General features: G+C 51.2%; 16 protein-coding genes. 14 read left to right on the forward strand and 2 right to left on the reverse strand.

What is annotated here, in order from left to right; translation table 11 throughout:
* Positions 1 to 41: 41 nt before the first annotated feature.
* On the reverse strand, positions 42 to 380 hold the full coding sequence (gene ytxJ / locus V8F51_RS30485; RefSeq protein WP_337104271.1) for a bacillithiol system redox-active protein YtxJ: 339 nt from the start codon (positions 378 to 380) through the stop codon (positions 42 to 44).
* 235 nt (positions 381 to 615) lie between these two features.
* Between ytxJ and V8F51_RS30490 the strand changes: the two genes are divergently transcribed.
* From V8F51_RS30490 to V8F51_RS30540, 11 genes are all read left to right on the forward strand, one after another.
* A complete protein-coding gene (locus tag V8F51_RS30490) occupies positions 616 to 1,197 on the forward strand; it encodes a TetR/AcrR family transcriptional regulator (RefSeq protein WP_337104272.1) in 582 nt (193 codons plus the stop codon).
* Between the two features lie 76 nt (positions 1,198 to 1,273).
* Positions 1,274 to 3,514, forward strand: a complete 2,241-nt coding sequence (locus V8F51_RS30495) for a YhgE/Pip domain-containing protein (protein WP_337104273.1) — start codon at positions 1,274 to 1,276, stop codon at positions 3,512 to 3,514.
* 452 nt (positions 3,515 to 3,966) lie between these two features.
* Entirely contained in the window at positions 3,967 to 5,079 is a 1,113-nt protein-coding gene (locus V8F51_RS30500) for an ABC transporter ATP-binding protein (protein ID WP_337104274.1), read from the forward strand.
* A complete protein-coding gene (locus V8F51_RS30505; RefSeq protein ID WP_337104275.1) occupies positions 5,069 to 5,887 on the forward strand; it encodes an ABC transporter permease in 819 nt (272 codons plus the stop codon). The genes V8F51_RS30500 and V8F51_RS30505 overlap by 11 nt, the downstream gene beginning before the upstream one ends.
* Positions 5,871 to 6,683, forward strand: coding sequence for an ABC transporter permease (locus tag V8F51_RS30510; RefSeq protein ID WP_337104276.1), 813 nt, complete (start codon positions 5,871 to 5,873; stop codon positions 6,681 to 6,683). Before V8F51_RS30505 ends, V8F51_RS30510 begins: the two co-directional genes overlap by 17 nt.
* The gene (locus V8F51_RS30515; RefSeq protein WP_337104277.1) at positions 6,680 to 7,753 is read left to right on the forward strand and encodes an ABC transporter substrate-binding protein; all 1,074 of its coding nucleotides are present in this window, start codon (positions 6,680 to 6,682) and stop codon (positions 7,751 to 7,753) included. The genes V8F51_RS30510 and V8F51_RS30515 overlap by 4 nt, the downstream gene beginning before the upstream one ends.
* A gap of 23 nt (positions 7,754 to 7,776) precedes the next feature.
* Positions 7,777 to 8,670, forward strand: coding sequence for a DMT family transporter (locus V8F51_RS30520; RefSeq protein ID WP_337104278.1), 894 nt, complete (start codon positions 7,777 to 7,779; stop codon positions 8,668 to 8,670).
* Between the two features lie 678 nt (positions 8,671 to 9,348).
* A complete protein-coding gene (locus V8F51_RS30525) occupies positions 9,349 to 10,620 on the forward strand; it encodes a Glu/Leu/Phe/Val family dehydrogenase (RefSeq protein ID WP_337104279.1) in 1,272 nt (423 codons plus the stop codon).
* 48 nt (positions 10,621 to 10,668) lie between these two features.
* Positions 10,669 to 11,646 (forward strand): diaminopimelate dehydrogenase, encoded by a 978-nt coding sequence (locus tag V8F51_RS30530; RefSeq protein ID WP_337104280.1) that lies wholly within the window; start codon positions 10,669 to 10,671, stop codon positions 11,644 to 11,646.
* 306 nt (positions 11,647 to 11,952) lie between these two features.
* Positions 11,953 to 14,946: a choice-of-anchor I family protein gene (locus V8F51_RS30535; protein WP_337104281.1), complete on the forward strand. Its 2,994-nt coding sequence runs from the start codon at positions 11,953 to 11,955 to the stop codon at positions 14,944 to 14,946.
* Between the two features lie 223 nt (positions 14,947 to 15,169).
* Positions 15,170 to 16,354, forward strand: coding sequence for an acyltransferase (locus tag V8F51_RS30540; protein WP_337104282.1), 1,185 nt, complete (start codon positions 15,170 to 15,172; stop codon positions 16,352 to 16,354).
* 55 nt (positions 16,355 to 16,409) lie between these two features.
* Here V8F51_RS30540 and V8F51_RS30545 read toward each other — a convergent pair whose 3' ends face one another.
* Positions 16,410 to 17,294, reverse strand: a complete 885-nt coding sequence (locus tag V8F51_RS30545; RefSeq protein WP_337104283.1) for a helix-turn-helix transcriptional regulator — start codon at positions 17,292 to 17,294, stop codon at positions 16,410 to 16,412.
* 272 nt (positions 17,295 to 17,566) lie between these two features.
* Here V8F51_RS30545 and V8F51_RS30550 point away from each other — a divergent pair, with 272 nt between their 5' ends.
* The 3 genes from V8F51_RS30550 to V8F51_RS30560 all read left to right on the forward strand — a co-directional run bounded on the left by V8F51_RS30550 (position 17,567) and on the right by V8F51_RS30560 (position 21,665).
* Positions 17,567 to 18,970, forward strand: a complete 1,404-nt coding sequence (locus tag V8F51_RS30550; RefSeq protein WP_337104284.1) for an MATE family efflux transporter — start codon at positions 17,567 to 17,569, stop codon at positions 18,968 to 18,970.
* A 49-nt stretch (positions 18,971 to 19,019) separates the two neighbouring features.
* Entirely contained in the window at positions 19,020 to 19,517 is a 498-nt protein-coding gene (infC, locus tag V8F51_RS30555) for a translation initiation factor IF-3 (protein WP_337104285.1), read from the forward strand.
* Between the two features lie 414 nt (positions 19,518 to 19,931).
* Positions 19,932 to 21,665 (forward strand): ABC transporter ATP-binding protein, encoded by a 1,734-nt coding sequence (locus V8F51_RS30560; RefSeq protein WP_337104286.1) that lies wholly within the window; start codon positions 19,932 to 19,934, stop codon positions 21,663 to 21,665.
* The last annotated feature ends 459 nt before the right edge of the window (positions 21,666 to 22,124 follow it).

A 22,124-nucleotide genomic window follows, 5' to 3' on the forward strand; every position in this document is an offset into this window, starting at 1 on the left:
AGCGAACATTCGGGATGAATGGCCTGTTTGGATCGATTAAATTAGTCGAGGACGGCTGTAATATGAGCTTTCGTTACCGACCAGTGGGACGCTGTCCACACTTTAGCCTTCTTGTCGATGTACAAGATTTGCGGTGATTCATGCTTAACCGACGTATCTTCCGCGATTTGGTTCGATACGGGGCGGGACTCGATTACTTTAACGAGCAAGTAGTCTACGTCCTCACGCGGCTTATCGTTCAAGTATTGATTGAATTCATTGAACGCATTCGCGCTAACCGGGCAGGTCGTGCTGTGCTTAAGGACAACGACAGGGCGGGAATCGGAGCCCTCGAGCGCGCTGTTCCATTCTTCGATAGTCGTAATTTCTTTATAAGACATAATAGGTAACACTCCTTTGTGTATGATTGAATATGCAGGACTTGTCTCCCTAGTATAACGTTAATTGCTGTTAAAAGCATCTTCGCGGCACGGTGCGATCATAATCGTCATATCGGCGTATTGCGTTTGAAGGACATTCGTGTTATGATGACTTCAGAAAAATGACTGAATTGGTTTTTTGGTCATTTAGTCAGAAATGCAAGGATGAAAACGGCAAAGGTGCGGAGGTGGACAAATGGCTGTTGATCGCAGGCAACAAATCGTGGAAGCGGCAGAAAGGTCGTTCGCGTTATTTGGCTACAAAGCGACAACAATGGACCAGGTCGCCAAGATCGCGAATGTCGGCAAGGGGACGATCTACACTTTTTTCGCGAATAAGGAAGAGCTGTTCCAAGAAATTATGAAGAAGCTGCTTCATCATATGAGATTGGTGGCGGAGACGGTTATTGAACCGAATAAGCGGTTTTTCGATAATTTGTACGCAGCGCTTGAACAATTGCTTGAATTCCGCGAGAAGCATGAGCTTGCGCTCAAGCTGTCGCATGAGGTTCGCGAGATTGGAACGCCAATGGCGATCGAGGGTTTAAAGCAGATTGAACAGGCTGTGGTAGGGTATATTAAGCTGCAGGTGCAGGCAGCGATTGATAAAGGCGAGATTAAGCCTTGCGATCCGGAGATGACAGCATTCGTCATGCTGAAATTATATATGGCATTAACCGTCGACTGGAATAAGGCTTACAAGCCGCTTGAGAAGGGCGAAGTATCCGATCGGCTGCGGTTTTATCTGCAAGAAGGTTTGGTTATGGCTCCTAGGTAACTGGGATGCCTTTTTTCATCAGAAAAAGTGACCGGATGACAAAAGTGGTCACAATGTATGCGGGAGAGTGGATAATATGAAGTGGTTCGGATTGAAGCAGTTCGGCAAGGAACTGTCCGGCATCGGCAAAAACAAGATGCTGCTTATTTCGATAGCTGGAGTTATGGTCATACCGGTAATGTATTCGTCGATGTTCATTAGTGCTTTTTGGGATCCGTACGGGAATTTGGACAAAATGCCGGTGGCGGTCGTTAATGCCGATGAGGGGTATACGTACAACGAGGAGACGCTGCATATTGGCGATGATTTTACGGAAGAACTAAAGGAAAACGAAAAGTTCGAATGGCACTTCGTAAGCAAGGAAGACGCGCTGAAAGGCATGGAAGATCACGACTATTATATGGCGATTGAAATTCCTTCGGATTTCTCGGAGAAAACAACGTCGCTTAATTCCGACCAACCTGTACCTGCGCAGATTACGTATTTGTCGAATGAGAGCTTTAACTTCCTTGCATCGCAAATTGGAAGCAAGGCCGTTGATACGATGAAAGCGGAGCTGAATAAGGAAGTAACGTCGGCGTATACGAGAACGGTGTTCGAGCAGATGGAAGAGTTGGCCGACGGAATTGGCAAGGCGGCTGGCGGTGCTACGGAAATTGCGGACGGCACGACGAAGGCGAAAGATGGCGCGAAGCTGATTCAAGAGAATCTGAGCAAGCTGGTCAGCGGCGGCGTCGCCCTTCAAGAGGGAGCGGCGAAGCTGGCGAACGGCAGCTCTGAGCTCGGTGAAGGCGCCGCTTCGCTTAGCGCCGGAACGTCTGGTCTGTCGGGCGGGCTGGCGCAGCTGTCGGCAGCGCAGCAGCAGCTCGCAAGCGGCGGCGCGTCGCTTGGCGCGGGAGCGTCGAAGCTCGGCGCGGGAGCGAGCGAGCTTGCCGGCGGCTTGACGCAGCTGGCTGATGCAAGCGGTACGCTTGCCGCAGGCAGCGAAGATGCGAAGCAGGCTGCGGGGCAGATCGCCGGCGGGCTGAGCGATTCAGCCGCCGGTGAGGCGAAGCTGGCGGCAAGCGCGGCGAAGCTCGCTAACGATCTAGCGCAGCTGGCGCAAGCTGATCCGGAGCTTGCGAAGGATGAAAGTTTCAGTACGTTGCTGACGTCGAGCAGAGAGTTGGCAGCAGGGTTGTCGAAGTCTGCAGAAGGACAGAAGCAATTAAGCTCGGGAGCGGACCAGCTTAATGGTGGTTTGGTGAACCTGACAGCTGGATTAAGTCAATTCGACGAGAAAGCGACTGCAGCTTCGAAAGGTGCGGATGAGCTTAGTGCCGGCGGCAAGCAATTGGTTGCCGGCGCGGAGCAATTTAGCGGCGGTATGAAGCAGTTCGGTGACAAGCTGTCGGCAGCGGCTGATGGCAGCAAAGATATTGCGGCAGGAGCGGAGAAGCTTAATAGCGGTGTTGCTACGCTTGCGAATGGACTAAATACGTTGCAGTCGAACGTGGGGCCATTCGTTGACGGATCTGTGAAGCTTGAAGACGGCGCGAAGGATATGACGACCGGGCTGCTCAAGCTGGAGGATGGCACACAGGAGTTGTCGGGCAAGCTGAGCGAGGCATCGGATCAGACGGCGGATCTGGATCTAAGCGATCCAATGGTTGATATGTTCGCCGATCCCATCCAGCTTGATGTTGAGAAAGTAAGCGAGGTTGATAATTACGGCACAGGATTAGCGCCGTACTTCTTGTCGCTAGGTCTATATGTCGGCGCGATGATGCTTACGATCGTATATTCGGTGCGCGATCCGATGATCCGTCCGGTTAACGGTTGGAGCTGGTTCTTAAGCAAAGCGTTGACAGTCGTGGCGATTGGTACGATTCAAGCGCTTATCGCCGACGCGGCGCTGCTGTATCTGCTCGATCTGCAAGTGACGAGTGTGCCGTTATTCATTGGTTACTCCGTGCTGACGAGCATTACCTATATGATGATTATTCAGTTCCTAGCTTCTTCGATGAACAACCCGGGCCGTTTCATTGCGATCATATTGCTGATCTTCCAATTGACGAGCTCCGCAGGTACGTTCCCGATCGAGCTGGTGCCGGACTGGCTTCAAGCGATATCGCCATGGCTGCCGATGACCTATTCGGTAGCGGGCTTTAGAGATATTATTTCAAGCGGCGACTACAGCTCGTTATGGAGCGACAGCTTGATTCTTGCTGGTATCGCATTGCTGTTCGCGCTACTCTCGTATGGTTACTTCACGTACAGCCATCGCAAGGCGAAAAGCGAGAATGGAAGCGAGACTGCGACAACGACATTAGCATAAAGGCGTGCGAAAGCAGAGGGGCAAGTCCTGATTGCCGTGAACGGTTGTTCATGGGTGAGGGGCTTGCCTCTTTATTTTGGTTTAATCAGCGGTGGCGGGAAATGGGCTGTAAGAGCATATGTGAACTTACACGCGGGGAGTAGCTAGTTTGTTTGGTCTGTAAGAGCGCATATGCGCTTACAGAAAACTGGAAGAGTTAGATCGAATAATCGGCGCGTGAGAATAGCCGACTTTATGATTGCTATTGCCGATTTACTGATATACTGTATAATCACAAGTGTTTCTTTTAAATATAGGAATATAATTTTCACTCTTATACTGGGCCTATATTTCACCGCGAAACGTTAGCTTTTGCCGCCTAGGGCGGCACGGAACCGAGCTGCGCAAGGAAGCAGCTAGCGGTTCGTGCGTAGCATCAGCCGTTTACGCTTGTTAGCAAAGGGGAATGCGGAATGCCGGATCAAACGATTATTCGCTTTGAACATGTTACGAAGCGTTACGATAATGATGACGCAGTACTGAAAGATGTTAGCTTCACCATCGAGCGGGGCAAGTTCTATACGCTGCTCGGACCGTCGGGCTGCGGCAAGACGACCATCCTTCGATTGATTGCCGGGTTCACGGAGCCTTCGGAGGGGCAGATTTACTTCAATGGCAAAGTCATTAACCGCGTGCCTGCGAATGAGCGTCAAGTGAATACGGTGTTCCAGGATTACGCGCTGTTCCCGCATCTGAATGTGTTCGAGAACGTCGCCTTCGGACTGCGGATCAAAAAAATGAAAAACGCCGACGTCACCGCCAAAGTAAAGGACGCGCTTCGGTTCGTCAACCTGGTAGGTTATGAGTCGCGCGAGATCACTGAGATGTCCGGAGGTCAGCGCCAGCGTGTGGCGATCGCGCGCGCGATCGTGAACGAGCCGGAAATCATTTTGCTGGACGAGCCGTTGTCGGCACTGGATCTTAAGCTGAGGACGGAGATGCAATACGAGCTTCGCGAGCTGCAGCGCCGTCTGGGCATTACATTTATTTTCGTTACGCATGACCAAGAGGAAGCGCTGGCGATGTCGGATGAGATTTTCGTTATTAATGAGGGGAAAATTCAACAGAGCGGTTCGCCGACCGATATTTACGATGAGCCGATCAACCGTTTCGTAGCCGACTTCATCGGCGAATCGAATATTGTGCCGGGCCGCATGAAGCAGGACTTCGAGGTCGAATTCGCCGGTCGCTTATTCGAGTGCGTTGACCAAGGGCTTAACAAAGACGAGGGAGTAGAAATCGTCATACGTCCCGAAGACTTGGAGATTACGAAGTCTGATCAAGGAAAGCTCCAAGTGAAGGTCGACTCGCAGCTGTTCCGCGGCGTTCATTACGAGATATGCTGCCTGGACGAAGCGGGAAATGAATGGCTGGTCCACTCCACGCGCAAAGCAACGGTTGGCGAACAAATCGGCTTAACCTTCGATCCGGAGGCGATTCACGTCATGAGGCTTGGAGAGACGGAAGAAGAATTCGATAAGCGGCTGGAATCGTACAGCGACAGCGAGGCTGCCGATGTCGAATAGATCACGAAGCCTCTATCTCGTGCCTTATGCGGCATGGATCGTGTTGTTCGTCATTGCGCCTATTGTGCTGATTGCTTATTATTCGTTTTTCGACGTGGAAGGTAACTTCACGTTCAGCAACTATGTTAACTTTTTCACCCCTGTATATTTGAAAATGACTTTAAGCTCGTTCTGGTACGCGTTCTTGATTACGGCGTTCTCGCTGCTCGTCTCGTATCCGACGGCGTATTATTTAACCCGCGCGAAGCATAAGCAGCTATGGCTGCTGCTTATTATTTTGCCAAGTTGGATCAATTTGCTGCTGAAAGCCTATGCGTTCATCGGCTTGTTCGGTACATACGGCTTCGCCAACTCGGTGCTTGAGGTGCTGGGTATCGGCACACAACAAATTTTGTTCACCGACTTCAGTTTCCTGTTCGTATCGGTGTACATTTTCATCCCGTTCATGGTGCTGCCGATCTTCAATGCGCTGGAGAAAATGAATCCATCGCTTGTATACGCTGCGCGCGATCTAGGCGCGTCCTCTTGGACGACGTTTCGCCGCGTCGTATTCCCGTTGACGATCAGCGGCGTGAAGGCGGGCTGCATGGCAGTGTTCATACCGGCGCTGTCGCTCTTTATGATTACACGCCTGATCGCTGGCAACCGGGTCATTACGCTAGGCACGGCGATTGAGCAGCATTTTCTCGTCACGCAGGACTGGGGCATGGGCGCGACCATAGCCGTATTCCTAGTCATTGCGATGGCTCTAATGATGCTACTGACGGGCAACCGAAAGCGGGGTGCAGTCGTTGCGCGAAAAAAATAAATGGTCGAACATTTACCTCGTAATCGTATTTGCGCTGCTTTATGCGCCAATCTTTTACTTAATGTTCTATTCTTTCAATAGCGGCGGCTCGATGCGCGACTTCGAGAGCTTCACGTTCGATTACTATGTTGAAGTATTCCAAGATACGCGGCTGCTCATTATAGTGCTGAATACGTTCGTCATCGCATTGTTGTCGGCGGCGCTATCGACCGTCCTTGGCGTACTTGGTGCGATAGCCATCCACCAGATGAGACGCAATCGGCCGAAGCAGACGCTGCTGACGCTGAACAACGTACTGATTGTAAGCCCGGACGTTATTATCGGCGCTTCATTTTTAATTCTGTTTACGATTATCGGCATTAAGCTTGGTTTCATGTCCGTGCTGTTGTCGCATATTGCTTTCAGTGTGCCGATCGTCGTCATTATGGTGCTGCCGAAGCTGGAGGAGATGAGTTCTACGCTGATCGATGCGGCGCGCGACCTGGGCGCAAGCTCGTGGAATGTACTCACTAAGGTTGTGCTGCCGTATATCAAGCCGGGCATATTCGCCGGTTTCTTCATGGCGCTGACGTATTCGCTCGATGACTTCGCCGTTACGTTCTTCGTAACGGGCAACGGCTTCTCGACGCTGTCTGTCGAGATCTACTCAAGGGCGCGTCAAGGTGTATCATTATCGATCAATGCGTTGTCGACGCTGCTATTCCTATTCACCATTTTGCTCGTTATCGGCTACTACTTCATTAATCGGCGGAGCAATGGCGGGGCTGGCAAGGCCGGTAAGGAGGGACGGGCATGAAACAGCTGGTTAGAATGTTCGCGACCGTCATAGTAGTTGCGCTGGGGCTTATGTATTTGACTTCTTATCTGAATTCCAGCGAAGGTTATACGGGCGGCAATACGCTGACGATCTATAACTGGGGCGATTATATCGATCCTGAGCTGCTCGATCGGTTCGAAGAAGAGACCGGCATCAAGGTCATCTATCAGACATTCGATTCCAATGAGGCGATGATGACGAAGATCGAACAGGGCGGTACGACGTTCGATGTGAGCATTCCTTCCGAATACGCGATTAGCAAAATGAAAGAAGAAGACTTGCTCATTCCGCTCGATCATTCGAAAATTCCGAACCTAAAGCATATCGACGAAAACTTCCTGAATCTATCGTTCGATCCGGACAACGCGTATTCGATCCCGTATTTCTGGGGAACGGTCGGCATCGTCTACAACCCGGAGCTGGTGGACGGCATTGCGTTCACGAGCTGGGACGATCTCTGGGATGAGCGCCTGCGCAATCAGATTCTGCTGCTCGACGGCGCTCGCGAAGTTATCGGCATGGGGCTCAACAGCCTTCATTACTCGCTGAACGATACCGACGAGGCGCATCTGCAGGAGGCGAAAGCGAAGCTCGGTACGCTGACGCCTAACGTGAAGGCGATAGTCGGCGACGAGATCAAGATGCTGCTTGCGGGTGAGGAAGCGGCGGTTGGGCTTGTGTGGTCTGGCGACGCGTCGGAAATTATGGGCGAGAATGAGAAGCTGGACTACGTTGTGCCGCAAGAAGGCTCGAACTTGTGGTTCGACAATATGGTTATTCCGAAGACGGCCAGCAATATCGATGGGGCCCATCAGTTCATTAACTTTATGCTCGATCCCGAAGTGGCGGCGCAGAACACGGAGTACGTCGGTTATTCGACGCCGAACAAGGATGCGCTGGCGCTGCTGCCGGAGGATATATCGGGCGATGAACGGTTCTACCCAAGCGAAGAGTTGACGAGTAAGCTTGAGGTGTACGACAACTTGGGCAAGAAGATGCTGGCTCACTACAATGAGCTGTTCTTGGAGTTCAAGATGCACAGCAAATAAGAGTAAATGGGGAAACATACATCATGAATAAGAAGTGGCTGAACTATGCCGGCCTTGTGCTTGTTGCCGTTATATGGGGGGCGAATTTCGGTATTTCGCGGCTTGCGATGGAGTCCTTCCATCCGATCGTCTTTTCATTTCTGCGTTTCGGCGTCGCGATCCCGTTCTTCTTCCTTATCTTGAAGCTTACGGAGGGCAGTGTCGGTGTCCCGTGGCGTCTCGTTCCGAAGCTGATGCTAATCGGATTGCTCGGCATTACGCTGCTTGAAATTACCGTCATGTACTCGATTAAGTATACGACGCTTGCGAACGCGTCATTGCTGAACGTAGCGCCATGGCCGATCTTCGTTGCCTTGTTCGCGCCGCTCTTCACTCGCGAGACGATTACTTCGCGGCTTGTGGTCGGCGGCGTCATCGCGATGATCGGCGTATGCTTCGTTATTCTTGGGGGCGATGAAGGCTTCGCGCTTTCGTCCGACAATATGCTTGGCAATGCGATGGCATTCGGCGTCAGCATCATCGGCGCTTTGTTCAACTTAAGTTCGGTATCGCTTATGAAACAGTACTCCGCTCTGCGTGTGAGCACGTGGACGATTGTATTCGGGGCCATCTTCATGCTGCCGCTGACGATCGGCTCGTGGGGGCAGACCGATTGGCAAAGTCTAGGGACGGAGCAGTGGTTGTCTATTGCATATAACGTACTTATCTGTACGGTGCTTGCATTTGTCGTATGGAACGCTTGCATGTTCAAAGTAGGCGCGACTCGCTCGAACTTTTTCCGTTACGCGGTGCCGGCTGCAGCGGTTATAGCGGGCTATATTTTGTTCGACGAGCGGATCGCTATGCTGCAAATAGGCGGGGCGGCGCTTATGGCGGCCGGACTTGTATGGATCAGCGTAGAGCGCAAGAAGGCATAGGTTGGCAGGAGAATGTTTCAAAAAGACTGCTTCGAATGAGGTCATACGACCTTGCTCGGAGTAGTCTTTTTTTGTTGAGGTCAGCTGCCGTTGCCGGAACGGATATTATCGCTGATTCGTAGCTATTACGGTTCTTTCAGTCCGTAATGACGAGGAAATGGTGCAAATTCATTCGTTAGTGCCGTTCCAGTCCGTAACCTTCAAACGATAGATGGAGGACGGCTGACAAGGATAAGATACGGCGGAGATGAGGCGATCGAGGGCGGTGGGAGAGGTTAGTCCGAATCGGCTGGGGAGCCGATCGTATTCGTTTGGAGCGGCGTTTCAGGCTTGGTTTTTGTTGAAAACCTAACACGTTTTGTAACATATTGTGAACAACCGTTTTCACGTACGATTTTAGGTGAAAATAACCATATATTTAAAGTTTTTAAGAAATTAGAACAGAGAAAAACGTTGTAATGACGGCGATTATTGTTTCTCATGTCAGGTGTCAATCTACCTAACAATCAATGAAACTCTATTTAACAATGGATTAAAACGTAAAAAATTTGCATTTTTGCGATAAAAAATAGTTTCAAAAAGGGTTTGAAACAGGTAAAATGAAAAAATCGGCGTTCAGTGCAGCTCTAAAAGAGTACTGCGCTAAAGCGAACATTAACAAAAAAGGACGGATATACAATGACTGTAAGTGCAACCGCAAGTACAACAAAAGAAACATTAAACCCGTACGAAATTGCTCAACAGCAAGTCGATACGGCTGCTGCTCTGTTGCAGCTTCCCGAGCATGTTACGAATATCTTGAAGCACCCAAGAAGAGTATTGTCCGTAAGTTTCCCTGTACGCATGGACGATGGCTCGGTTCGTGTATTCGAAGGCTATCGCTCCCAGCATAACGATGCAATCGGACCAACAAAGGGCGGCATCCGGTTCCATCCGGACGTAACGCTTGACGAGGTAAAAGCACTGTCGATGTGGATGAGCTTCAAATGCGGCGTTGTCGGCTTGCCTTACGGCGGCGGCAAAGGCGGCGTTATCTGTGACCCGCGCACGATGAGCAAAGGCGAGCTTGAGCGCGTTAGCCGCGCGTTCATGGAATCGATCGCTGACTTCGTTGGCCCGGACAAAGATATTCCGGCTCCGGACGTATACACGACTCCGCAAATTATGGGATGGATGATGGATACTTACAGCCGTCTTAGCGGAAAATATTCTCCAGGCGTCATTACAGGCAAACCGCTTATTATCGGCGGCTCCAAAGGACGCAACGAGGCGACGGCGCAAGGCTGCGTCTACACGATATTGGCTGCGCTTGAGGATAAGGGACTTCCGGTTAAAGGCGCGACTGCGGCTATTCAAGGCTTCGGCAACGCCGGACGTATTGCGGCGCGTTTGCTTAGCGAAGCAGGCTGTAAGATCGTAGCGGTGAGCGATTCCAAAGGCGGTATCTATAACGCGGAAGGTCTTGATGTAGAGTACATCGGACAACTGAAGGATACAGCTTCGATTAGCGATTACGGTAAACAATATGCAATTTCGAATGAAGAGATTTTGGAGCTGGACGTTGATATTCTCGTTCCCGCTGCGCTGGAGAACGTTATTACATCCGTGAATGCAGACCGTATCAAAGCGAAAATCATTGCCGAGGCTGCTAACGGACCAACAACGCCTGAAGCGGATCGCGTACTGCATGCTAAAGGCATTACGGTTATTCCTGACGTGCTTGCCAATGCAGGCGGCGTAACGGTATCTTACTTCGAGTGGGTTCAAAACTTGATGAATTACTACTGGAGCGAAGCCGAGGTGCTTGAGAAGCTGGAGACGAATATGATTCTGTCCTACGTAGCTGTTCGCGATTTGGCAGCAGAGCACAAGACTGACCTTCGTACGGCAGCATACATGATTTCGATTAAACGAATTGCGGCAGCTATGGATGCTCGCGGCTGGATCTAATAATAGAAATTATTATGTTATTGAACAATATGAAGAGGTGAAGGCATCATGAAACAACAAATCCGTATTGGTATTGTAGGTTACGGCAACCTGGGCCGCGGGGTAGAGATGGCGATCAAGCAAAACCCGGACATGCGTCTGGACGGCATATTTACGCGCCGCGACCCAGCAACGATTCCTTCCGAGGTTAAAGCTTTCCATATTGACGATGCTGAGAAGCTGACAAGCGAGTTCGACGTTATGATTCTATGCGGCGGATCGGCTACCGACCTGCCTGAACAGGGGCCGCAGTTCGCTAAACTGTTCAACACCGTCGACAGCTTCGATACGCATGCGCGCATTCCGGAGTATTTCGAACAGGTAGATTCGATTGCCCGCGTTAGCGGTAAGGTGAGCGTGATCTCGACTGGCTGGGATCCAGGTTTGTTCTCTCTGAACCGTCTACTGGCGGAGTCGATCCTGCCAGAAGGCAATGAATATACGTTCTGGGGCAAAGGCGTTAGCCAAGGCCACTCCGATGCGATTCGCCGGGTGAATGGCGTTAAGCATGGCGTACAATACACGATTCCTAGCGATGAAGCCGTGGATCGGGTACGCAGCGGCGAAAATCCAGAGCTTGCAACACGCGAGAAACATTTGCGCGAATGCTACATCGTTGCGGAGGAAGGTGCGGATCAAGCGGCGATTGCCGAGGAGATTCGTACGATGCCGAACTATTTTGCCGACTATAACACGACGGTGAATTTCATCGATGAAGCGACGATGAAGGCGGAGCATTCGGCTATGCCTCACGGCGGCATGGTGCTGCGCAGCGGCAAAACAGGCGTGAACAGCACGCAAATCATCGAATTCGGCCTGAAGCTGGACAGCAACCCGGAATTTACGGCGAGCGTGCTCGTTGCGTATGCACGGGCGGTATACAAGCTGGCAGCAGAAGGACAAGCAGGAGCGAAAACGGTATTCGATATTCCGTTTGCTTACTTGTCGCCGAAGTCCGGCGCGGAGCTGCGCAAGGAACTGCTGTAGTATTATATAAGTAGGAACGAAGCGATTCGAAGGGAAGCAACTCCCATCGGGTCGCTTTTTTTTCATTTTTTACTTAACGAATCCAGAACACCTTATTTGCTAATTTCAATAATCGTTTCTGAGGAGGAAACAGTAAATAAGGGTTTGAGGATTCATGGTTTTGAGTCTTTTACAAAAACTCCAAATATCGCTTACATAGGCTTAATAGTTGGCTTGTACGATGGTATCGACCTAGGATGCGCTCGGTTCTAATCTGAGAGTATCGGATAGGTACATTCAGATCGGGAGATCGTAGGGGGAACTATTGTGAGCTTCGTACGCAATACTAACAGCACAAGCATTCGCAAAGCACTGCAGGTTGCTGCTGCAGGACTTATGGCAATTACCTTAATCGGACCTGTTAACTTGGATAAGGCGGAAGCAGCTGCTGCAACGTTCTCGATGGAGAAAATAGCAAGTTACGACAGCGGAGCGGGCTATCTGAACGCCGGCACGGAAATCGTCGTATACGATTGGAAAGGCGAGCGCGCGTACTCGACCAATTCGGCCGAGAAAGCGATTGATATTATCGATCTCTCCAAGCTTGGGCAGGAAGAGACGATTGAACGAATTAACCGCATAACGATTGACAGCTTCCATATTGACGGATTTACGCCGGACGGCGTAACAAGCGTTGCGGTTTCTCCGTCGGGAGACTACATTGCGGCATCCGTGCCTGCAAGCCCGAAGACCGACCCGGGCAAAGTCGTGTTTATGAAAATGGACGGTACGCAGATTACATCAGTGACGGTAGGTTCGCTGCCGGATATGCTGACATTCTCGCCGAACGGCAAGCAGCTGTTGGTTGCCAATGAGGGTGAGCCGAATGGCTATTATGAGGCATCTGTCGATCGGGAAGCTTCGATCGATCCGGAAGGCTCGGTATCGATTATCGACGTCACGGGCGAGATTGACGAGTTGACGGATGCGGATGTGGCGACGGCAGGCTTCGGAGACGTTACGATACCTGAAGATGTGCGGATCTTCGGGCCTAGATCGAGCGCAGCTCAAGACTTGGAGCCTGAATTCATCGTTGTATCGGCCGACAATAAGAAGGCGTATGTGTCGTTGCAAGAAAACAACGCGATGGCAGAGGTCGATCTGACCACGAAGCAAGTGACAAGCGTTCGCGCGTTAGGCTTCAAGGATCATTCGCTCCCAGGGAATGGCCTAGATGCTTCCGATAGAGGAGATGTTATCGATATTAAGCCGCAGCCCGTGCTGGGCATGTATTTGCCGGATGGAATGGCTATTACGAAATATGGAAGCAAGTCGTATATCCTGACAGCCAACGAAGGCGATGATAGAGAATACGATGGTTTTGCCGAAAAGAAAAGAATTAAAGCGATCAAGGACAATATCCACCTAGACGCGCAATATTACGAGGGTTTCACGCAGACGGAGCTGGATGCGTATGTTACAAGCAATGCCTTCGGTACGGACAGCATGCTGGGTCGATTGAACGTCTCCGCGGTTGACGGTCTGAACGATGAAGGCGTCTACGACAGGCTCTACAGCTACGGCACGCGTTCGTTCTCCGTGTGGGATGCAGAGACAGGCGCACTCGTATTCGACAGCGGCGATCAGTTCGAGCAGTTGACGAAAGATCATCCTTTCTTCAATGCAAATAACGAGGAAAGCAACATGAAGGACGTACGGAGCGCGGCGAAAGGTCCTGAGCCGGAATACGTGGAAGTCGGCACGGTCGAAGGCAAGACGTATGCGTTCATCGGACTTGAGCGCATAAGCGGCGTCATGGTCTATGACATTTCGAATCCGAAGAAACCGACTTACGTCACTTATATGACATCCCGTGTGGATGGCGACATAGAAGCTAACGAAGCCGGCGATATTGCGCCGGAAGGCTTGAAGTTTGTCCCGGCGGCGAAGAGTCCTACAGGCAAGGCGCTGCTGCTGGCGGCGCATGAAGTGTCCGGAACGATTGCGGTATACGAAATTACGGCTCCGAAGCAGCCGAGCACGCCAACTGTGCCGGAGGTAACGCCTGAGCCGAGCCCAAGCGCGACACCTGAGCCAACGCCGACACCTACGCCAACGCCGGAAGTTAAGCCGGGCGAGTTGAACGTTACGGCAGAGCAATTCGCAGATAAGCTAAAGGCGCTGCCAGCGGGCACGAATGAGCTTGCATTCGATGCAGGTGCGCCTGGCGATAACGGAATTACGGTTGTGTTGCCAGCGGGCGTGAAGAGCGCGGCTGCTGCAAATCCGAACCTTGTGATCGTCATTGAAGGCGATAACGTCAGCTACGAGCTCCCAATCTCGGCAATCGATTGGAATGTGGTTAGCAAGCAGCTTGGCGGAGATGCGGTTAAGCTTACGGTATCCATTCGTCCGGCAAACGGAGGAACTAACGAGCAGATCGAGCAAGCGGCTGTTGGCCAACAAGTAGATTTGGTCACAGGCGCTCTGGAGTTCACTGTCGTTGCTGAAGGCGCTAATGGCAGCAAATATACGATTGCTTCTTTCGGAGGAACGTATAACGACCGTACGATTACGTTAGACGGTACTTCGGTTAACGGAAATACAGCAACAGCTGTACGCTTCGATGAAGCGACAGGCCGACTCGTATTCGTGCCATCAACGTTCACGGCGGCTGGCGGCGATACGATTGTTAACATGAAACGCAACGGAAACAGCGTATATACAGTCATTAACGGCAGCAAGACATTCGACGACGCGGCCTCCCACTGGGCGAAGCCGGCAATTGATTCGCTCGCATCGAAGCTTATCGTAAGCGGCGTGGACGAAAATCATTTTGCGCCGAACAAAGCCATTACGCGTGCAGAGTTTACTGCTATCATCGTTCGCTCGCTCGGTCTAAATGAAGCAGCGGCCGGCAGCGGCTTCTCCGATGTATCGGCAAGCAAATGGTATGCGGGTGAGATCCAAACGGCCGTGCAAGCAGGTGTAATCAGCGGCTACGAAGATGGAACGTTCCGTCCGGAGCAGACGATAACGAGGCAGGAAATCGCCTCGATTCTGATGAAAGCCGTTCATTATGCAGATGCCAACACGGCTGCAGCGATTGCGGCGAAAGCTGAATCGCTGAACCCGTTGTCTGCTATTAAGGATGCGGGCTCGATAGCGGCTTGGGCGAAGACAGCTGCAGCTGAAGCATTGGCTGCGGGCATCGTGGAAGGCAAAGCCGACGGTGCATTCGCGCCTGTTGCCAAGGCTACGCGCGCAGAAGCGGTAACGATGCTGCAACGGACGCTTAAGCAGATTGGATTCATTAACTAATCATGAAATGAGTTAGACTTGAGACTCGGTCACCCGGGCAAGCGCATGAGGCTTGCTGCGGGTGCTCGGGTCTTTTTTTTAATATGTCCATGATTGCGCGCTTCGGCGGCGATTTCCAAATCGAGTGAAGGCAGGAAACAAAAAAGTGCGGACAAACCCGCGCCAATCCGATATAATCGTCTAAGTCGATAATAAGAAGAATTGGAAATTGAGGTGCAGTCGCTTGCAGCAAAGGTATGACCAATTGGATTCGCTTAGAGGGTTGGCCGCATTGGCTGTCATGATCGGACATTTTTTCCTCGTATTCATGCCTATGGCTCAGAATACATCAAGTATGGGTTATTTGGAGTATCCGCTAAATGTGCTGAAATATTCGCCGCTGCATGCTTTTTGGGGCGGTCATGAAGCAGTGATTATGTTCTTCCTGCTTAGCGGCTTCGTACTGTCGCTGCCATTCTATAGCAATAAACAGCAATCGTACCCGAAATACGTCGTGAAACGGATTTGCCGCATTTATTTGCCGTTCGTGGCCGCTTTGTTTATCGCTATTTTATTCCGTGAGGCGGTATTTCTGAAGAAGCTGACGGATTTGACGCCTTACTTCAACAGCCTATGGACACGGTCGCCGGATTTTGCTTCGATCGGTGATCATTTACGATTCATTACCAACTACAATACGACGAAATACAATCCGATTATATGGACGCTTGTCCATGAGATGCGGATTTCGCTTCTATTCCCGTTCGCTATGTTTTTTGTGGCAAAATGGGGCTGGAAGGCTGGGGTGCCGCTTGCGATTGGTCTGTCGCTCGTAAGCATGTATTTGCTCGGAGCCATCGAGACGCGCTACACGACAAACTATGTCATTTCGCTGCATTATGCATCCTTCTTCGTTGTCGGGGCGATGCTGGCCAAATATAGAGAGTCTCTCAAGCAACTGTACAACCGCATGAATGGTTGGCTGGCGGCCGCGGTGTTGGTAGCGGCGTTATTCAGCTATTCGTACAAATGGGTCATTTACAGCAAGTCGTTCGCCAAGCATATTACTGAGACGCAAGGCGATTGGCTAATCGCGCTAGGCGCTTCGATATTTATCGTGGCTGCCATGTCATCGGCTCGCGCGACGAAGCTGCTGCATCTGAAGCCGCTATTATTCCTTGGCAAAATTTCATACAGTCTCTACCTGTACCATATGATCATTTTGCTCACATTCTTGCATAAGTTAAACGGGACGATGGACCCGGCGTTTATCGCGCTGATTGCATTCGTTGCTTCATTCGGAGCTGCGGCAGCCAGCTACTATTATGTAGAGCTGCCTTCGATCCGGCTTGGCAGGCTGTTGACTGGTTCTCGCAAGCAGCAACACACGCAAGTAGCTGCAAAAGGCAAAACCTCGGCAAGTATGTAACTACAATAGAAAGCCGTCCTTCTCGTTTGAGAGGACGGCTTTTATTATTGTCCATTTATCCGTGCGAGAACTGCTGACGGTATTTGCGAGGGGAGATGCCCTCGTATTTGGCGAAGCAGGAGGTGAAGTAAGCGGCGTGATTGAAGCCGACTTCCTCGGCAATTCGGGCGACTGCAAGATCGGTTTGCAGCAGCAGCAGCTTTGCTTGCTCGATTCGGAACCGCAGCAGGTAGTCGAACGGCGCGCAGCCGAACTCCTTCTGCATGCAACGGGCGATATAAACCGGATGGAAGTTGATGCTCTCGCCAAGCTGCTGCGCCGTAATGTCCGAGCGATAATGGGCGCGCAGATAAGAGGCGGCTTTCTCCGCGCAGAGCGCTTGAGGCGAAGGGCCCCCGAGCTCGATCGATGCCGACAGGTGTTCAATTACCTCTTGGAAAATAAGCTGCTGCTTCCAGCGGACGCTCGGAATATGATCGTTCATATTAAGCTGGACGAGCCGTTGCAGCGAATCTGCCATTTTCGTAGGCTGAAGCAGCTTGGTGAATTGGGGCAGCTGCTTGATGAAGGTTTTTGTAGTATAAATATTATTTGTATGCGCTGTCATAGCAGGGCTGTCCTCGGCGGGCCTTTCGAGTACGCGCTCGACTACGCTCCAGTCGCCAGTTGTCTGAAAATGAATCCAATAATACGTCGTATGCTCCTTATTCGCGTTTGTCGCATAATGGTGGGCATCGGGACGGAGGATGAGCGCGTGTCCGGCCTCCACGTCGAAATGGTTGTCCTCTTCCCCCATATAGAGGCATCCGCTAGTTACTATAAGCAAATCGAATACGCCGATGTTGCGTCTGCTGGGGTGCTTGCGCCCTGCGGGAGATTCGGCAGGCCCCCCTGTAATGTAATGGGGAAGCGGTGGAATAGTCATCTGGATAATCGGCATAAGGGGCAAGCCTCCTTGATTGTATTCGTTCACGTATAGGAAAGTATATGATAGTGCACATACTTTCTCTATACGTTTCGACGAAACGTCGGCGTCTATAGTTAGGACGCCGCCAGGCGTTTCTTCTTAGTAATCGAGGTTGGAATTTTTATAGTTTCGGTTGTAAAACTGATACATCAAGCTCAGTATAGCATCTATAATTTGAAAAGACGATGGTTGAGACTGATGAGGATGAGACCGCAGTGGGGCGGCTCGCGCAGGGGGATTATAGAATGGCGGATCACGGGAAAAAAATATCTTTATGGGTGCTTGCATGGCCTATTTTTATTGAGTTGTTTTTGCAGTTTTTGCTCGGAGCGGCGGATACGCTCATGGTCAGCCGAATATCGGATGATGCGGTAGCTGTAGTCGGCTTCTCCAATCAGTTGTTTCAAGCGGTAACGACGCTGCTTGTGACGGTAGCAAGCGGGGCGGGCATTCTGATCGCCCAGAAGCTTGGCGCCCGCCAAACAGGCGATGCGAGGACGATCGGCATTATGTCGGTAACAGTCAGCGCGGGTATAGGCATTTTGCTCAGCGTCGTGCTATACACGTTTCCAACGGAGATTGCTGCGCTGCTGAAGCTACCCGACACGCTGCTTCCGCTTGCTCAGACTTATATATCGATAGTTGGCGGGGGCATGGTTCTTGTGGCGCTTATGTCCTCGCTGAGCACGGCGATTCGCAACACCGGCAATACGAAAGGGCCGATGTACATCGCGATTGGCATGAATGTGATCCATGTTATTCTCAACTATGGATTCATCTTCGGAGCGCTTGGTTTACCGAAATGGGGCTTGCTCGGCGTAGCGGTATCAACGGTTGTCTGCCGACTGCTTGCGTCGATTGTATTGTTCATTATGTTCCTGTATACCTTCGAGCGCCGCATAGCGATTAAAGATTTCAAAACGTTCAACGGCAAGCTGTTTCAGGAAATATTGCGCATCGGCTGGCCGCTTGGCATTAACATGTTCTGCTGGGTGTTCACGCAGCTGCTCATTTTCTCCTTCATCGCGATGCTTGGCACTAGCGAGCTTGCCGCAAGGACTTACATGAATACGCTCGAATCGTTTTGCTTCATGTTAGGTTATTCGATTGCGCTGGCCGTACAGATTCAGATCGCCCATCTGTTCGGTGCGGGCAAGATCAAGGAGGCTTATGGTACGGCGTATCGGGCGCTGTGGATCGGGCTTGTTGTCGTTACCATAAATGCTTTCGTCATATATTTGTTCGGAAGGCACTTGCTTGGGCTATTCACGTCGAATGACGATATTATTGCGATTGGTGCATCGCTGCTCGGGATGAACCTGCTGCTGCAGCCGGGCAAAATGATGAATATGGCGCTTAGCAACTCCTTGAACGCGGTAGGAGATACACGCTATACGATGTGGCTGGCCGTCTTCTCCATGTGGCTGATCGCGACGGCGCTCGCCTATTATGTCGGTATCGAGCTGGGCTGGGGATTAATCGGCATTTATGGCTGCATGATTCTCGACGAGTACGTTCGCGGCATCTTCTCGCTGTTTCGCTGGCGCGGACGCAAATATTTGCGAATGGCCGAACAGAGGGAAGCGGACAAAGCAGCTGCAGCCTCGGTCGCGCCTGCGATTAGAAAACAAGCCGCTCCCGGCGTATAATAGACGTTAATAGATGATATAGATGATGCGAAGGGGAGAACGTCGGCTTATGGCTACTGGTTTAGTAATGAATGAGAAAATAAGAGCATCCGAAGTGCTGCTTACGGGACTGGACGGGGAAAATCTCGGCGTTATGTCGAGAGAGGAGGCGCTGGCGCTCGCTCGCGAGCTAAAAGTCGATCTTGTGTGCACGTCGCTTATGAGCAGTCCGCCGCCCTGCAAGCTTGTCGGCAGAGGGCAAGCGAAGCAGCAGCAGAGCAAGGATGCCCGCGCGGAGCGCGTGAAGGAGCAGTCTGCCAAGGTGAAGGAGCTCCGTTTGACGCCGCATATCGAAGAGCATGATTACGACACGAAGCTGCGTCAAGCAGAGAAGCTTTTGCAAGCAGGCAATGCCGTGCAGCTAGTCGTACGTATTCAGGGCAAAGAGGGCGCGCAGGCGAAGGCGCTGCTGGAGCGTCTTGTAGCGGATTTGAAGACATCGGGCAAGAAACAGTCAGGCATTCAAACCAGCGGCAAGCAAGCTCAGGTACAGCTGCTACCTGTATAGAAGTCACACGCGAATCGCGAATCGAGAGTGAGGCGGCTCATTAATATATGAGGCCAAACTCATTGTTTACAGCTAATTGGCGCAGTAGTACAGAATTGGTGAGTCAAACCTCAGCCGTCGTGAAGTTAGGTTCATGGGGAGTGAGGTTTGGCTCACTCTTTTGTTATGGAGGCCTGAAATGATGCCGAAAATATGAGGTTAGCTTCATACTTAATGAGCTTAACCTCATATTTGTTGCGCTGCAGTAACTTTTGTGAGTGGTAGGAGATAATAAGGGGAGCTTGAGGCGCAGTAGGATGAGTGAAGTTGGAAGTAAATAGGTTGACAGTATTGGAATCATTTAATATCATTTTTATGAAAATCATTATCAATTACATAAGCTACTAAGCTTATTCGACAGAAAAGGAGTTTCCGATGCTTCGTAAATTTTTTGCCTATTATAAGCCGTATAAGAAGCTTTTCTTCATCGACTTCTTCTGTGCGGTGCTGCTGGCTGTCCTGGAGCTTATTTTTCCGCTCGCGGTCAGCTATGTCATCAATACACTTTTGCCCGACGAGAATTGGGGTCTCATTGTAACGGCTTGCGCGGTGCTGCTCGTCGTATATGCGATTAATACGCTGCTCTCTTATGTGGTTACCTACTGGGGGCATATGCTTGGTATCAACATCGAGACGGATATGAGGAAGCAGCTGTTCGACCATATTCAGAAGCTTAGCTTCCGTTTCTTCGACAATACGAAGACAGGTCATTTGATTTCTCGGATGACGAACGATTTGTTCGAGATTGGCGAGGTTGCGCATCATGGTCCAGAGGACATGTTCATTGCCGCTATGACGCTCATTGGCGCGTTCGGTATTATGCTCTTCATTAATCCAGAGCTTGCTGTCATTACGTTTATCATCGTACCGATCATTATTTGGCTCGTGCTGCTGTTCAACGGCAAGATGACGAAAGCTGCGAATCGACTGTTCTCCGATATGGCCGACTTCAACGCGCGGGTCGAGGATACGGTCGGCGGCATTCGCGTCGTGCAGGCGTTCTCGAACGAGAAGCATGAGAGGAAGTTGTTCAAGGTGAACAACTTGCGTTTCCGCGAGGCGAAGCTGATCTCGTACAAAATCATCGGCATGAACTCCTCCATCACATATATGCTTATGCGTCTTGTTTCCGTATTCGTCTTGATCGCGGGAACATGGTATGTGTTAAAGGGAAGTCTGAACTATGGCGACTTTGTTGCGTTCGTTCTATTGACGAATATTTTCTTCAAACCGATCGAGAAGATCAATGCCGTCATCGAGAGTTATCCGAAAGGCATTGCCGGTTTCAAACGCTACACGGAGCTGATGGAGACCGAGCCTGATATTGCGGATAAGGCTGATGCGGTTGAAGTCGACGGGCTGCAGGGAGATATCGTCTACCGCAATGTATCGTTTGGTTACGAGGGCGTAGCGAAGGTGCTGGAGCATATCGATCTTACGATTCGGGCGGGCGAGACGGTTGCTTTCGTTGGTCCGTCCGGCGCAGGCAAGACGACGCTTTGCAGCTTGCTGCCGAGGTTCTATGAGATCGATGGAGGCAGCATTTCCGTCGATGGATACGACATCCAGGATATTAAGCTGGAATCGCTGCGCAAGCAGATCGGGATTGTGCAGCAGGATGTCTTCCTGTTCGCGGGAACGATACGCGAGAACATCGCATACGGCAAGCTCGGTGCATCGGATGAGCTGATCATGGAAGCGGCGCGGCGCGCGAAGCTGGATGAGTTCATTCAGTCGCAGAAGGACGGACTGGATACGGTTGTCGGGGAGCGCGGCGTGAAGCTGTCCGGCGGCCAGAAGCAGCGTCTCGCCATTGCGCGGATGTTCTTGAAGAATCCGCCAATCCTCATTCTCGACGAAGCGACATCAGCGCTGGATACTGAGACGGAAGCAGCGATACAACAGTCGCTGGCTGAGCTGTCCGTCGGCCGTACGACGCTCGTCATTGCTCATCGATTGGCAACAATCAAGAATGCGGACCGTATCGTCGTCGTCACCGAGGATGGCATTTCCGAGCAAGGCCGTCACGACGAGCTCGTGGAAGCGGGCGGCATCTACAGCCGCCTCCACAAAGCGCAGTTCGGCGGCGCAGGCGTAGGCGCGAGGTAACGATCAAAGGCAGTTCCAACGGGTCATAGACCGCGTCGGAACTGCCTTTTTTTGATTTGGGCTGCTGAGCGGAATAGAGCTACAAAACAGCTCTATTCAACAAGTTGAGGTGTGTTAGGAGCAGATAGAGATAGAAAGTATCTCTATCAGCAAGGGAGTGTGGTGAATGAGAGCATACGGCGGGGCTGCTGAGTGGAATAGAGCTAGAAAACAGCTCTATTCAACAAATTGAGGTGTGTTGGGGACGGATAGAGATAGAAAGTATTTCATCTGCAAGGGAGAGCGGCAAATGAGAGCATACGGCGGGGCTTCTGAGCAGAATAGAGCTGTTAAATATCTCTATTCAACAAATTAAGATGTGTTGGCGACCAATAGAGATAGAAAGTATCTCTATCTGCAAGGGAGAGCGGCGAATGAGAGCATACTACACAAACACAAAGAAGAGGCGGGGGGGGGGGG

It is taken from the genome of Paenibacillus sp. YIM B09110 (genome assembly GCF_037167145.1).
Lineage (GTDB): Bacteria > Bacillota > Bacilli > Paenibacillales > Paenibacillaceae > Pristimantibacillus.